The organism is Gemmata algarum, assembly GCF_034097035.1.
GTDB classification, from domain to species: Bacteria; Planctomycetota; Planctomycetia; order Gemmatales; family Gemmataceae; genus Gemmata; species Gemmata algarum.
Map to the genome: position 1 here is coordinate 20,540 of NZ_JAXBLV010000176.1, position 14,424 is coordinate 34,963.

Consider the following 14,424-nt stretch of genomic DNA (forward strand, 5'->3'; position numbering starts at 1 on the left):
TGCTCGCGGGCGCCGGCACGATGCGGCGGGTGGCGTGAAGGCTCGGACCGGAGCCTGACGGTAGTCGTGGTGTGCGGGGAAGTCAAACTCCTTCCGCACACCACGAGCGTTCGCACCGGCTCACTTCGACTTGTCCTTCGGAGCGTACCCCTTCCACACCCACTCGATGGCGTGCGGGAGGAACTGCGTCTGGGCGTTGCCGACGCTGTGGCCCGCCCCGCGACAGAACAGGTACTGGTACTCGTACCCCTTGGCCTTCAGCACCTTGGCCATCCGGTGGTTGGCCTCCACCCAGTCGTGCATGTCGTCCCGCATCACGTTCGGGTTCAGCAAGTCCTGGTCGCCGACGGAGATGAACAGCCGGATCGGCTTCTTGGGCTCCTTGGGGATGAGGGTCTCGTGGAACCCCCAGGCCCCGTCCGGGAACTTCGGGTCGAACGGCCACGCCTGGTTCACGAACGTGCCCGAGGTCGTGAGCACGCGGTGGTACAGGTCGGTGCGGAACCAGGCCATGATGAGCGCGGCCGAGCCGCCGGAGCTGTTGCCCATCGCGGCGCGCCCGTCGGGGTCCTTGGTCAGCTTCACCTTGCACCCCTTCTCCACCCGCGGCAGCACTTCGGTCTCGATGTACTCGGCGTAGTCGCCGTTCATGTTGTCGTACTCTTTGCCGCGCTCGTGCCCCTGGGCGTCGCCGCCGCCGTTGGCGACCCAGATGACGACGAGCGGCGGGATCCGCTTCTGGGCGATCAGGTTGTTGAAGGTGTTCAGCAGTTCCGCGCTCGGCTTCCCGCCGGGGCCGTCGTGAATGACCTGGAACGGCATCTCGTCGCCGGCCTTGTGTTGTGCGGGGATGTAGACCGTGATCTTGCGCTTGTAGTCGATGGGGTGCGTCTCGACGATCAACGTTTTCGGGTTCTTCGGGTCGACCTTCCCGAACTCCTTCCGGGCGATCCCGGGGTTGAACAGCTTGGTCTCCTTGGAATCGATCACGAACTGCTCCACCTTCCCCTCGGGCACGCCCTCGACCCGCTTGCGCTCCGGCGCGGGCACGTACTTCGGCCCGATGACGAAGTTGTCGTAGGCGTCGAGCGGCGGGAGTTCGCCCTCCTTCAACACCTTGAACGGTGGGGCGCCCGGGTCGTCGAACTTGCGCACCGGCGGCGCGGCCGGTGAAGCGGAGCACACGATGACGGTGGCCAACATGGCCATTTGCAGCTTGCGCATGGAGAGTCCTTGTCGTTCGTTCCCTGTGGCAGGCGCGCGATACGCCGTGGCGTCCTATTTACCCGATCTGGTGCGGCGTTGCACCGATTTGCCTCTCTAATCTCGAACCGCCCGGCAACCACAACCGGCGCCGTTCTTCGCCCCGCCCGCCAGCCGCGGTTGCGTCGGCCGCCCCCCCTCGCTATGTTCCCCCGTCGCTCACACACGGGGACGGGAAACATGAGCCGGGCGGATCACTGGGCGGCGCCGTGGCTGCTGGGCGCGTGTGCGCTCGCGTTCGCGGCCTTCAGCGCGTGGCCGTTCGCGTCCGGGTGGAACGACGGCAGCCGGCTCGCGTCGGTCGAGTCGCTGATCGAGCGCGGCACGTTCTGCATCGACGACAGCGTGTTCCTGCACCCGCCGGCCGGGCACTTCGACCGCGGCACCCCGCCCTACGACCCCGACAACACCCTGTTGCGCCGCGGCACCAGCGACAAGCTGCTGATCGACGGCCGGTACTACTCGGACAAGCCCCCGCTGGTGAGCGTTCCGCTCGCGGTCGCTTACCGCGGGCTGATGGCGCTCGGGCTTCCGCACCCGGGCGACCGCCCGGACGTGTTCGCCTGGGGCATCTGCGTGCTCCTCAGCGGTACCGGGTACGCGCTCGCGGTCGGGTGCCTGTGGGTACTCGGAACCCGGGTCGGGCTGTCTCCGGGGTGGCGGCTCGCGTGGCTCGCGGCGTTCGCGCTCGGCACCGTACTGCCCGCTTACACCCGCTCCGCCAACAACCACATCGCACAACTGGGAGCGGCGGCCGCGGTGTGCGTGCTCCTGTGCCGGATCGCCGACCGCACGGCCGAAGGGCGCACGGCGTGGCTCGCACTCCTTGGCGCCGGGCTCATCGCCGGGTTCGCGTACAACCTCGACTTCGGCGTCGGCCCGCCGCTGGTCCTCGCGGTTCTGGCGGCGGTCGCGATCCGCACCCGCCGGGCGCTACCGGTCGTGGTGTGCGGGCTGGGAGTCGTGCCGTGCGTCGTTGCTGGGCATGCCATCAACTTCGCCATCGGCGGCGACTGGCTGAAGCCGCTCAACATGCACCCGGAATACCTCGCGTGGCCCGGCAACCCGTTCGGGACCAACATGACCGGGGTGGTTCACAAGCACTTTTTCGCGCAGTTCCTGTACCTGTTCGACCTGCTGTTCGGCAAAAAGGGCTTCCTGACGCACAACCCGCCGCTGCTGCTGGCAGTCATCGGCGGAGCACGGGTATTCCTTCGCCGTGGGGCCGCGATCCCCGATCGCACGGAGCTGCTGGCGCTGTGCGGGTGGTGCGCGGCCGGCTGGCTGGCATACGGTGTCCTCTCGAAGAACCTCGGCGGCGGGTGCGTGTCGATCCGCTGGTTCGTGCCGTTCCTGGTGCCGGGCTTCTGGGCGCTGGCGGTCGTCCTGAAGGCGCGACCGGAGTACCGGCCGGACTTTGTCGCGCTCGCGCTGTGGGGCGCCGGGCTCGCCGTCAGCGCGTGGCTCGTCGGGCCGTGGTGGGTCCGCTTGGTTCCCGGCTACTGGGTGGTGTTCGGCGGGTCGCTGCTCACCTGGGCCGTTGTCCGCTGGCGCGCGGCCCGAACCGCACACCCGGATGAGGCCGCCACCGCAGACGGGGCGAGCGCCCGGCTTTGGGCAGCCGTGCGGGGCCGGTCGCGCGCCTGAGATGCGGCCCGGCCGGTATCAGAGGAACACGCGGTCGCCGAACCGCTTCCGCAGCCGGGCCGCGGCGGTGGCGGTCAGCGTGTTGCCGTACAGGTTCAGGTACAGCAGCCCGCCCAGCCGTGCGGTTTGGGCGAGCGCGTCGGCGCCGTCGTCATCGATTCCCGCTTCCGCCAAATCGAGAACCAGCAGGCCGGACAGGTTCTCACCGCCCGCGAGTGCCGCGGCGCCGCCCCCGCCGATCCGGTTCCCGTCCAGGCCCAGTATTCGCAGGCTCGTGCGGCCCGCCTGGGCCAGTCGCTCGGCGGCGGCCGGGGGGAGGTTGTTTCCGCCGAGGCCGAGGCTCCGTAACTCGGGAAAGAAGCTCGCCCCGGTGAGCGCATAAACGCCCGCGCCGGTCGGACGGGTGCGGATCAGGTTCAGCGACCGCAGATTCGGCAGAGCCGCACCCGCGAGCGTCTCCAGCCCTTCCGCGCCGAGGTTGTTGTCGCTCAGGTTCAGTTCCTCGACCGTCTCCATCGCGGCGGACGCCAGCAGCGGTGCCAGCGCCGCATCGGTGACCCGGTTCGAGGACAGGTCGAGCTTCTTGAGCCGCGGCGGCTTCGCGAGCCGCGCCAGCGCCCCCACGAGCGACCCGCCGCCCTGCCGGTCCTCCCTCACACTCAGGGCCGTCAACTGATCGAACATCCGGCTCCGCACCAGCGCCGTGACGGCCTCCGGGGTGGTCAACTGCGCGCCCAAGTGCAGGTCGGTGAGCCGGTCGAAATACGGTGAGTCGAGCAGCAGCCGAATCGAACGGCCGACGCCCTCGACCAGCGACAGCGACCGTAACCGGCTGAGCCAGCCGCACGCCGCCAGGGCGGCCATGTCGGGCGCACGCGGGCCGCGTAACTCCAGCGATTCAATGGGGTACTGCGCGAACAGGTCGTCGGCGTGGGCGACGAACGTGGCCCCGTCGCGCGACTGGATGGCCCCGGGCAGCCCGCGGCGGAACGGGTCCCGCGCCCACGACAGCCCCTCGGGCAGCGGCGGCAGTTCCGTGATCCAGCGCCCGCCGTCGGCCTTTTTCTTCTGGTTGTGGTACTTGGCTTGAACCGCTTCCGGTTCGTACTCCGGCACCCGGGCCAGTTCCACGTGCGCGCGGACGAACGCCGCGCGCCGCGAATCGCCCCCCTCCTCGAGCGCGTCCGCGTACACCAACCGCAGCGTGTCGTCGTCGGGGTTCTCGAGAACGGCCCGGTAAAGTGTGTCGCGATCGTTCATTGGCGTTATTTTAGCCGGCGCCGGTCCGCGCGGGGCGTTCGGCGTGAGCAACCCGCCGCACCGCGCGGCTCTGTAATTCCGATGGCAGCGAGCGCGTTGCCGGTGCGAATTTCGGCTCGGGGGCCGGCCGGTCCGGATGCGCGGCCCGGGAACCGGGCCAAAAACGCGCGCCGCGTGGGTAGCGACGACCCAGCCCGACCCCCCGCTCCGGGGTAGCGAGCGCCCCGCTCGTGTGCCAGCGAACGCCACTACAAGCCCAGTCGGTGGCATCGCAGTGCGTTGGAGATGTGTGCGCCGGTCGATCGCGCCCGCGGCTGCTGATACGCGCGGTTCGACCAACCGCGCCTTTATCGCAGGTGGCTGCGGTTCTGCCGGCGCTACCAGTTGACGCGGTCGCCGAACCGCTCCCGCAGCGCGGCCTGGGCGGCGGTGCCAAGAGGGCGCCGGCTGCGGGTGCTGAGGTCCAGCCGCAACAGCCCGCCCAGGTACGGAGATTCGGCCAGCGCCAGCGCCCCGGCGTCGCCGATGTCGGTCTCGCACAGGTCCAGTTCGAGCAGCCCGGCGAGGGCACGCGCCCCGGCCAGGTCGGCGGCCCCGGAGTCGCGCACGTGGTTGTTCGACAGGTTCAGCGCCCGCAGCCCGCGGAGCGCCGAGGCGCCCGCGAGCGCCTTCACCGCGTTCGGCCCGAGCGCGTTGTTCGACAGGTCGAGCTGCCGCAGCCCGGCCAGCCCGCCGGCCTCGGTCAGGGCCTTGACCCCCAGCACGCCGGGGCGGGTCCGGCTGAGGTTCAGGGTCCGGAGCCCGCGAACGATTCCGCTCGCGGCCAGTGCGGTCAGGCCGTCCGCGGCGAGCGGGTTGTCGCTCAGGTCGAGGTGCTGAAGCTCGCGGACCGCGGGGAGCCCGAAGAGCGCCTCGGCGTCGGCCGCGCCGATCCGGTTGTTCGGCAGCCCGAGCCGCGACAGCGCGCCCGCGCGGCGTGCGCCCCCAAGGGCGTCCACCAGGAGCGCCGCGGGGAAGGCGTTGGCGTTCAGTTCGAGGGCGGTCAGCCGGGCGAACAGCGCCGACTCGGCCAGCGCGCCGAGCCCCTCGGGCGCCAGGCTCTCGAACTCGAACCCCAGCTCGGTGATCCCGGCGGCGTGCGGGGACCGGGCGAACCGGGCCACGTCGTCGGAGTCGAACCAGCCGGTGGAGAAGTTGAGCCGGTGCAGCCGGGTCAGGTGCGGCCAGTCCGCCAGGGCGGCGAGGTCGGGGCGGTCGCGCGAGTCGACGCCGAGCGCGCGGATCGGGGCGACCCGGAACAGCGCGTCGCCGGTTTCGAGCAGCGCCGCGAGCGACCGCACCCCCACCTTCCACGGGAACCCGCGGCGGAACTCGAACTGGCGCCACTCGCACCCCGCGGGTAGCCCCTTCGGTAGGGTGTGCGCCATGCACCACCCGGTCAGCGCGTCCGGGTCGCGCTGGCGGGCCGTCACGCACACCGGGTCGTAGGCGGGGAGCCGGGCCAGCTCCACCTGCGTGCGCACGAACGCGGCGCGGCGGTGCTCGCCGTCCTCGTCGAGCAGGTCGGCGAACGCCAGACGGGGGGTGTCCTCGTCCGGGTCCGCGCAGATGGCGCGGTACAGTGCGTCGTGCGAGCTGGTCGTCAAGTGCGGCGGTTCCTCCGGCGGCGCGTTTCGTAAGTAGTTTACGCGGGTCGTGCGGCCCGCGCCTATGCCAGTGGTCGGGGCCGTTCCCGTCCGCGCGCCGGGCTCCGGGTGCTAGAATGAGCGGCGCCCCCCGCTCCGTGCGGGGACTCGCCCGATAAGGAACTGTTCACGTGGCTGCAAGCTCCGCAGAGTCGCTCACACTCCTGGCGAACGATCCCGCCGGGGGCGAACTGAGTATGCCGCTGTTAATTGTCGGACTGGCGGCGATTCCGGTGCTGGTCGCAATCAACGGGTTCTTCGTCGCGGCCGAGTTCGCGCTCGTCGCGGTCCGCAAAACCCGCGTCGAAGAACTCGTGAACCAGGGCAAGGTCGGGGCCGCCGGGCTGCTCGCGGCGGTCAACGACCTGAACCGGAGCGTGGCCGCGTGCCAGCTCGGCATCACGGTGGCCAGCTTGGCCCTCGGGTTCGTCAGCGAGCCGGCGATCCACCGGCTGATCCACCCGCTCATGGCGGACCTGCCCGCCGAGTGGGGCCGGGTGCTCTCGATCGCGCTGACGCTGTCGCTCATCACCTACATGCACGTCGTGTTCGGGGAGCAGATGCCGAAGCTGGCGGCGCTCCAGTCGAGCGAGGCGGTGGGGCTGTGGGTGGCGCGGCCCGTGTACCTGTTCGGGGCGGTCACGGCGCCGCTCATCAAGCTGATGAACGGGTCCAGCGCATGGTTCCTGCGCCGCCTCGGGTACCGGGAGGACGCCGAGGAGGGGGAGGTCCACACGGTCAACGAGCTGCGCCTCCTCGTGGAGGACAGCGAGGAGGCGGGCGAGCTCGACTCCGACGCCGCGGACATGGTGCGGGGCGTGTTCGGGCTGGCCGACAAGGTGGTGCGCGACTGCATGGTGCCCGTCGAGAAGATGGCGGCGCTCGACGTGGCCACCCCGCCCGACAAGGTGCTCGAGATCGTCCGGCTGGGGGCGCACACCCGGCTGCCGGTGTACGAGGGGACGCCCGACAAGATCGTCGGCATCGTGAACACCAAGGACCTGTTCTTCCTGTTCAGCACGTCGGGGGTGGTGCTGCTGGAGGACGCGCTGTACCCGGCCACGTTCCTCGACCCCGGCGAGTCGGTCTCGAACGCGTTCCGGCTGTTCCGCAAGTCGCACCGGCCGATGGCGCTGGTGCGCGACGAGGCCGGCAAGGTGCTGGGCCTCATCACGCTCGAAGACGTGCTGGAAGAGATCGTGGGCGACATCGAGGACGAGCACGACGTTCCGGTGCCCAAGCTGAAGCTGGCGCGGCGCCGGGCCGGGGGGCCGGGCGGGAGCGGCCCGGCGCGGTCCGGGGCGCACCCGTCGCTCAAGGTGCGTCCGGCGGCCCCGCCCCCCGGTGAGCGCCCGGCCGGGAGCTGACCGCGTGCGCCGCGGGCGGGGTCACACCCCGGACAGCCACCCGTGCTCGGCGGCGTACCTCACAATATCGACGCGGGATTTCATGCCGAGCTTCTCCATGAACCGGGATTTGGACGCTTCGACCGTCTTCACGCTCACCCCGTTCCGCGCGGCGATCTGCTTGTTCGAGTACCCCAGCGCGACCTCTTTGAGCACCTGCCGCTCGCGCTCGCTCAGCGGCTCGTGCCCCTTGCTCGGAACGGGGCCCGGGTCGGCGACCGGTTGCCCGGCGACCGCCGGGTCCAGGTACTGACGGCCCGCCGCCGCCTCGCGGATCGCACGGATCAGGCCCGCGGCGGCCGAGCGCTTGAGCACGTACCCGCTCGCTCCGGAGGCCACCACCCGCTGGAGGTACCCGCCGTCCTCGTGCGCGGTTAGCGCGACGATGTGAACCTCCGGACAGAGCTTGCGAATCTGTGCCGTCGCCTCGGTCCCGCCCATTCCCGGCATCGACACGTCCATCACCACCACGTCGGGCCGCAGCTCGTGCGACCGGCGGACGGCGGCCTCCCCGTTGGGCACCTCCCCGACGATGTCCATGTCGGGCTCGGCGCGGAGGAGCTCCCTGAGCCCGTTCCGCACGACCGGGTGGTCGTCGGCGAGAAGCACACGCAGCTTGCTCACGGCCCTTCCTCCTCGGCTGGGACCGGAATCTGAACGGCAACCGTTGTGCCCGAACCGGGGCTCGATTCGATGTCCATCTCGCCGCCGACGAGTTCCACCCGCTCCCGCATCCCGAGCAGCCCGAGCCGGCCTTTCGGAGCGGCGTCCGGGGCGAAACCCGCGCCGTCGTCCTCGACCACGACCGAAATGCCCCCGCTCGTCCGGGTCGCCACGACGCTCACCGTTTTGGCGTTGGCGTGCCTCGCGACGTTGGTCAGCGCCTCCTGGACGAGCCGGTAAACGGTCGTCTCGGTTTCCGCCGGCAGCCGCGCCGGCCCGAGGCCGGCGGCGTGGAAGTTGGCCCTCACCCCCGACCGCGCCGACCACTCGGACACGAGCTGCCCGAGGGCGGCCTCCAGGCCGATGTCGTCGAGCGACGTGGGGCGCAAGCGGACGGCGAGCCCGTGAACCTCCCGGCCGAGGTCGTTCATGAGCCCCTGGGCCTCGCTCAGCCGGGCGGCGACCGAGGCCGGGAGGTCCCCGCCGGCCTCGATCGACTTGAACGCCAGTGACAAACCGGCCATAAGCTGGCCGATGGTGTCGTGCAGGTCGCGGGCCACCCGGCGCCGCTCGTCCTCCTGGGCGGTGGCCAGCCGCCGCGCCAGGTGCCGGCGCCGCTCCATTTCGGTTTCGAGCGCGCCCAGCACCCGCTCCAGCTCGGCGGTCCGCCCGGCGACCCGGGCTTCGAGTTCGTCGTTCGCGCGCTGGAGGGCCGCCTCGGCCTTCGCCCGCTCCGCCGCCGCCCAGACCCGCTCGGCGGTCTCTTCCACGAGGGCCGCCTCGGCCGCGGTCCAGGCCCGCGGGGCCGGTTCGGTGACGCACACCGCGCCGACCAGTGCCCCGCCCTTAATCAGTGGGGCGTTGATGTGGGCCGCGACGCGCACGGCGGCCATCGCCGGCCGGTCGCCGGCGGGGACCAGGGCGGACGCGGCCACGTCCGGCACCACCAGGGCTTCCCCCCGGCGCATGGGAGGAATGACCCAGCCGAAGTCGGCGATCCGGTGCCGGCCCGCCAGCGACGGCGAGCCGCCGCGCAGGTGGTCCCGGCGGACGGTCGCCACGCCCTCGATTTCGTTCAGCTCCACGTAGTACGCCCGGTCTGTTTTGAGCTGCTCGCCGAGCAGCCGGCACGCCTCGGCTTGAATCGCTTCCGGGTCGGTCAGGGGCCGCAGGGCGTCGGTCAACTTCAGCAGGTACGCCTGCCGCTCTTCGGCCCGCTTGCGGTCGGTGACGTCGGTGAATAGGACCGCCACCCGGCGCTCCTCGGGGGGGCCGACGCGGAACGCGTACAGGTCGAACCAGCGGCGGAACGCGGCGGAGTGCTCCTCGAACCGAATCGGCTCGCCCGTCTCGGCGACGCGGCCGTAAATGGCGAACCACTTCGGCTCGATGTCCGGCGTCAGCTCGCGGATCGTCTTGCCGGCCGCGTTCGCCAGCCCGTTGTTCTTCTCGAACGCCGGGTTGACCTCGACGTACCGCCAGTCGGTCAGCCGGCCCGCGGCGTCGGGGATCATCTCGATGATGCAGTACCCCTCGTCGATCGACTCGAACAGGGTGCGGTACCGGGCCTCGCTCACCCGCAGGGCGGCGTCCGCCGTGCGGCGCTCGGTCACGTCCACGAACGCCACCACCACCCCGTCGATCCGGTTGTCCTGGGTGCGGTACGGGAGCACCCGGCGCAGGTAGTGCCGCCCGCTCTCGCTCTCCACGGGCCGCTCGACCGGGATCAGCTTGTCCAGCACCGCCTGGGCGTCCGCCAGCAGGTTCGGGTCCGCGAACTTGAGCCGCAGGTCGCTGAACGGCCGGCCCACGTCCGACGGGATCAGGTCCAGCAGGTCCCGGACGGCCGGGGTGAACCGGCGGATGCGGAACTTCGGGTCCAGGAACAGGACCGCGATGTCGGTGCTGGTGAGCAGGCTCCCCAGGTCGTTGGCGGTGGCCTCCAGCTCGCCCATCTTGGCCTGGAGCTGGGCGTTGACCGTCACCAGCTCCTCGTTGAGGGACTGCATCTCCTCCTTCGAGGTCTCCAGCTCTTCGTTGGTGCTTTGCAGCTCCTCGTTGAGGCTGGTCGCCTCCTCGTGGGACGCCTTCAGCTCCTCGTTGCTGGACTGCATCTCCTCCAGCGCGCCTTGCAACTCGCTGCGGGTCCGCTGGAGCTCGTCGGCCAACCGCTCGGCGGCCCCCGGGTCGTGGTCCGCGGGCGGGGCCGGCGGCGGCTCCGGGTAGTCGCGGAACGTCACCAGGTACAGCGGCGGGCCGCCCCGGGGGCCGAGCGGGGCCGCCCCCACCTCGACCCGCCGGCGCCCGTCCGCGGTATCGATCAGCCCGTCCCGCACCGTGACCGGGGCCTGGGCGTCGGCCGCCCGGTGTAGGGCGGTCCGCACCGCCCCGCGCACCGTGTCGTTGGCCAGGGCCAGAAGGTCCAGGGTCGGCCCGCCGGGGGGGATGGTGAGGTACCGGCTGGTGTCGCCGTGGACGTGGACCATCTGCCCGACCGCGTCCACGGCGACCGCCGCCGGGGTGTGCCGCTCGAGCAGCGCCCGGCTCACGAGCGGGGCCGCGGCCGGGGGGGGCGGGCGCGTGCCCGTCGGGAGCGGGACCGGGCGGGCCTCGCGGGCCGCGGCCGTCATGGCCGGCAGGTCGAGTGTGCCGGAGCGGGTCGGGCCGACCCGGCGGAACAGCCGGTGCCGCTTGTCGATCGGCTCGAAGTCGCCCTCGGCCGGGGCGGCCGACTCGGACGTGCCGAGCATCAGCGCCCCGCCCTCCCGGAGCCCGAAGTGCAGCAGCGCCAGCACCCGCCGCTGGGTCTCCGGTTCCAGGTAGATGAGCAGGTTCCGGCAGGAGGCGATGTCCAGCCGCGAGAACGGCGGGTCCTGGAGCAGGTTCTGCGGGGCGAACACGACCAGCTCCCGCAGCTCCTTCTTCACCCGGTAAAAGCTGTCGTCCTTGTCGAAGAACCGGGCCAGCCGCTCGGGCGCGACCTCGCTCTCGATGCCGTTGGGGAACAGCCCGGTGCGGGCCGCCCCCAGGGCCCGCTCGGCCAGGTCGGTGGCGAAGATCTTCACGTCGAACCGCTTGCCGGCGGCCTCGGCCGCCTCGGTCAGCAGGATGGCCAGGGTGTACGCCTCCTCGCCGGTGGCGCACGCGGCCACCCAGCACCGCACCTCCGCCCCGTCCGGGCGGTCGGCGGCCAGCGGGGCGATGACCTTTTCCCGCAGGACCGCCCACGCCTCCGGGTCGCGGAAGAACCCGGTCACGTGGATCAGCAGGTCGTCGGCCAGCGCGGCCACCTCGGCCGGGGTCTGCCGCAGCGCCCGCACGTAGTCGCCCATCGAGGCGAACTGCCCCAGCCCCATGCGGCGCCGCACCCGGCGGATCAGGGTCGGCTTGCGGTACCCGGCGAAGTCGTGCCGGGTGCGGGCGCGGAGGACGGCCAGCACGTCGGCGAGGGTCTGCTCGTCCCGCGGCGAGGCGCCCGCGGCCCCGTCCGCCGCGTACGGCTGGCGGGCGTACCGGACGAGCGCCTCGGGCAGCTCGGCGGGGCGCAGGATGAGGTCGGACAGGTGGGCGTCGATCAGGCTCCGCGGCATGGCCGGGTAGCCGGCCGACTCCGGCTCCTGGGCCACCACCAGCCCGCCCACCGCCTTCACCGCCTGCGCCCCGGCGGTCCCGTTGGACCCCATGCCGGAGAACACCACCGCCACCGCCCGCTGCTGCTGCTCTTCGGCCAGCGAGCGGAAAAAGTCGTCGATCGGCCGGCCGTGCCCGCGGGCGGCCAGCTCCGGCCCGAGGTGCAGCCGCCCGTCCCGGATCGTGAGCGTGTGCCCGGGCCGGATCACGTACACGCGGTCCGGCTCGACCGGGGTGCCGTCCGCCACCTGCACCACCGGCATCCGGGTCCGCTTCGCGAGCAGATCGGCCAGCAGGCTCTCGCGGTCCGGCGGCAGGTGCTGGACCAGCACGTAGGCCATGCCGGCGTCGGCCGGGCAGGCCTGGAGGAACTCGGTGTACGCCTCCAGGCCGCCGGCGCTGGCGCCGATGCCGACCACCGGGAACGGGAGCCGCGGCTGGCGGGCGTCGTCCGGCGCCGCGGTCAGCCGGTCGGCCCCGTCCGCCCCCTCGGCCCCGCTCCCGTCTCCGGCTTCATGACCCATACTGGTTTTCACGAATGCACCTGCCTGTTACCGCCGCGCGTCCGGCCGTTCGGCGCGCCCGTTGGCGGGCGTCGTCGCGACGGTGAGCCCGTCCCCGACCGCCCCCGCGCCCAACGAGCACATCGATCAAATTGAATTAGATTCATAACAATCTTGTCGATCGCTGTCCGAGCCGGCCCCGAGCACTCGGTTCGAGAACGTTGTATGTCCGGCGGCCACTAGACCGCACCTCTTGTCGCGGGGCAAGGGCGGCCGGAACAAAACCGCGCCGGCCGTCACCACCGGGCCGTTAAAGAGGTTCCGACGCGCACGCGATCATGAACGCGGGCGACCCTTCGGCTCGCAATTTCCGAACCCGGAGGGCATAGAATGCCCCCGTATGTCAACTCCAACGCCTTCGCTCGCCGACCTCCCCTTCGAAGCCGCGGCGTTCGCCGCCCGGGCGCACCGCCACGCGGTCCGCAAGGATAACCAGACGCCCTATGTGAGCCACGTGTTCCGCGTGTGCCTCGTGGTGCGGCACACGTTCGGCTTCGACGACCCGCGGATGCTCGCCGCGGCGCTCCTGCACGACACCATTGAGGACACCACCACCGACGCCGACGACCTCGTCGAGCGGTTCGGCCCGGACGTGGCGCGCTGGGTCGCGGCCCTCACCAAGGACATGCGGCTCCCGCACGACGCGCGCGAGGACGCCTACACGAAGGTCCTCGCCGCGGCCGAGTGGCAGGTGAAGGCCCTGAAGCTGGCCGACCTGTACGACAACCTCGGCGACTGCCGCTCCTTCTCGCCCAACGGCCGGCGCAAAACCGCCGCCAAGGCGCACGCCTACCTCGGCGCGATCCGGCAGAACCTCCCCGACGCCGTCCGCCCGGCCCTCGCACTGGTGGAGCAGCGGTTGGCGTCACTGGAGGTCGGTCTAACGTCGTGATATTCCGGAGGCGCCACGACATTGCGCGTTTGGCAACCGCGGGCGAATCGAAATAATGGCGGTATCGCACCGGCCCACCGCTGGAGACCCCGCAATGCTCTTACGCTGCCTCTTACCGGTCGTCCTCGCGGCGGCCGCGTGTCTGGACTTCGCCGCGCCGGCCGCGGCGTGCCCGGGGTGCGGGCCGCCCTCCGGACAAACCCTCACCACCGAGGTCTCCCAGGCGGACTTCATCCTTTACGGCACGCTCGACAACGCGAAGCCCGATCCGAAGGAGCCGGGCTCCTCGAAGGGCAGCACCGACATGGTGATCGACGCCGTCGTGAAGGGGCACGCGCTGGTCAAAGACAAGAAGGTGTTCACCATCCCGCGGTACGTGCCGCCGGACCAGAAGCCGTCCAAGTACATGGTGTTCTTCAACGTCGTCAACGGCGACGTGGACCCGTACCGCGGCGTGATCGTGGGCACCGACAGCAAGCTGCCCGAGTACGTGAAGGGCGCGCTGGCGGTGAAGGGGAAGGACGCCGTCTCCCGGCTGCGGTACTTCTTCGACTACCTCGAGTCGCCCGAGATCGAGATCAGCAGCGACGCCTACAACGAGTTCGCGGTCGCCGAGTACAAGGAGGTGGCGGAACTCGCCCCGAAGCTCCCGACCGACACCCTCCTGAAGTGGCTGCGCGACCCGAGCACCCGGGCGTCGCGGTTCGGGCTGTACGGGCTGCTCCTGGGCCACGCGCCCAAGGACCGGCCGGCCCTGGCGGGCGAGGTGCGCAAGCTCCTCGACGCCCCGGACGGCAAGTTCAGCAGCGGCCTCGACGGGCTGCTGATGGGCTACCTGCTGCTCGATCCGAAGGCCGGGTACGAGTACCTGATGAAGCTCGTCGCCGACCCCTCGAAAGAGTTCCTGGTGAAGCACTCGGGGCTGAAGACGCTGCGGTTCTTCTGGGAGTACCGCCCCGACGTGCTGACCCGGAAGCAGATCCTCGACGGCATGACGGCGCTCGTCACGCACGCGGACCTCGCGGACATGCCGATCGACGACCTGCGCAAGTGGAAGGCCTGGGAGATGACCGGCGAGGTGCTGAAGTACGCCGACAAGGAGACGCACAACACGCTGCCGATCAACAACCGGGCGATCCTGAAGTTCGCGCTGGCCGCGAGCTGGGCGGACCCGAAGAACGCCGCCGCCACCGCCCACGTCGAGAAGGTGCGCAAGGACAACCCCGAGCGCGTGAAGCTGATGGAGGAGCTGCTCAAAGACGACATGAAGCTGACGCCGCAACCGCCGGAACCGCCGAAGAAGTGACCGGCCGGCGCGGCGCCTTTCCTGGAGCGCGGGCATCTTGCCCGCCTCCATAAGCCTCTCGCATCGCTACGCAGTCGTTCGCCGCACTTAGCCGCCAGGGCCGCGATCC

9 protein-coding genes are annotated in these 14,424 nt (G+C 71.2%); 4 read left to right on the forward strand and 5 right to left on the reverse strand.

Annotated features, from left to right (window positions below; translation table 11 throughout):
* Positions 1-120: 120 nt before the first annotated feature.
* A complete protein-coding gene (locus R5W23_RS13880; RefSeq protein WP_010035881.1) occupies positions 121-1,224 on the reverse strand; it encodes an alpha/beta hydrolase in 1,104 nt (367 codons plus the stop codon).
* A 219-nt stretch (positions 1,225-1,443) separates the two neighbouring features.
* Between R5W23_RS13880 and R5W23_RS13885 the strand changes: the two genes are divergently transcribed.
* Complete coding sequence (locus R5W23_RS13885) at positions 1,444-2,910, forward strand: hypothetical protein (RefSeq protein WP_320686820.1); 1,467 nt, start codon at positions 1,444-1,446, stop codon at positions 2,908-2,910.
* A gap of 18 nt (positions 2,911-2,928) precedes the next feature.
* Here the strand turns inward: R5W23_RS13885 and R5W23_RS13890 are convergent, their stop codons facing one another.
* Together R5W23_RS13890 and R5W23_RS13895 are read right to left on the reverse strand one after the other, a co-directional pair.
* Positions 2,929-4,170, reverse strand: coding sequence for a TIGR02996 domain-containing protein (locus tag R5W23_RS13890; RefSeq protein WP_320686821.1), 1,242 nt, complete (start codon positions 4,168-4,170; stop codon positions 2,929-2,931).
* 377 nt (positions 4,171-4,547) lie between these two features.
* Positions 4,548-5,816 (reverse strand): TIGR02996 domain-containing protein, encoded by a 1,269-nt coding sequence (locus R5W23_RS13895; protein WP_320686822.1) that lies wholly within the window; start codon positions 5,814-5,816, stop codon positions 4,548-4,550.
* A 170-nt stretch (positions 5,817-5,986) separates the two neighbouring features.
* Between R5W23_RS13895 and R5W23_RS13900 the strand changes: the two genes are divergently transcribed.
* Positions 5,987-7,222 carry a hemolysin family protein gene (locus R5W23_RS13900; RefSeq protein ID WP_320686823.1) on the forward strand — a complete coding sequence of 412 codons (1,236 nt, stop codon included), beginning with the start codon at positions 5,987-5,989 and terminating at the stop codon, positions 7,220-7,222.
* Between the two features lie 21 nt (positions 7,223-7,243).
* Here R5W23_RS13900 and R5W23_RS13905 read toward each other — a convergent pair whose 3' ends face one another.
* Both R5W23_RS13905 and R5W23_RS13910 read right to left on the reverse strand, forming a co-directional pair.
* Positions 7,244-7,885 carry a response regulator transcription factor gene (locus R5W23_RS13905; protein WP_320686824.1) on the reverse strand — a complete coding sequence of 214 codons (642 nt, stop codon included), beginning with the start codon at positions 7,883-7,885 and terminating at the stop codon, positions 7,244-7,246.
* Positions 7,882-12,078: a chemotaxis protein CheB gene (locus R5W23_RS13910; protein ID WP_320686825.1), complete on the reverse strand. Its 4,197-nt coding sequence runs from the start codon at positions 12,076-12,078 to the stop codon at positions 7,882-7,884. The genes R5W23_RS13905 and R5W23_RS13910 overlap by 4 nt, the downstream gene beginning before the upstream one ends.
* A gap of 379 nt (positions 12,079-12,457) precedes the next feature.
* Here R5W23_RS13910 and R5W23_RS13915 point away from each other — a divergent pair, with 379 nt between their 5' ends.
* Positions 12,458-13,009 (forward strand): HD domain-containing protein, encoded by a 552-nt coding sequence (locus tag R5W23_RS13915; RefSeq protein WP_320686826.1) that lies wholly within the window; start codon positions 12,458-12,460, stop codon positions 13,007-13,009.
* A gap of 94 nt (positions 13,010-13,103) precedes the next feature.
* Positions 13,104-14,315, forward strand: coding sequence for a hypothetical protein (locus R5W23_RS13920; protein WP_320686827.1), 1,212 nt, complete (start codon positions 13,104-13,106; stop codon positions 14,313-14,315).
* The last annotated feature ends 109 nt before the right edge of the window (positions 14,316-14,424 follow it).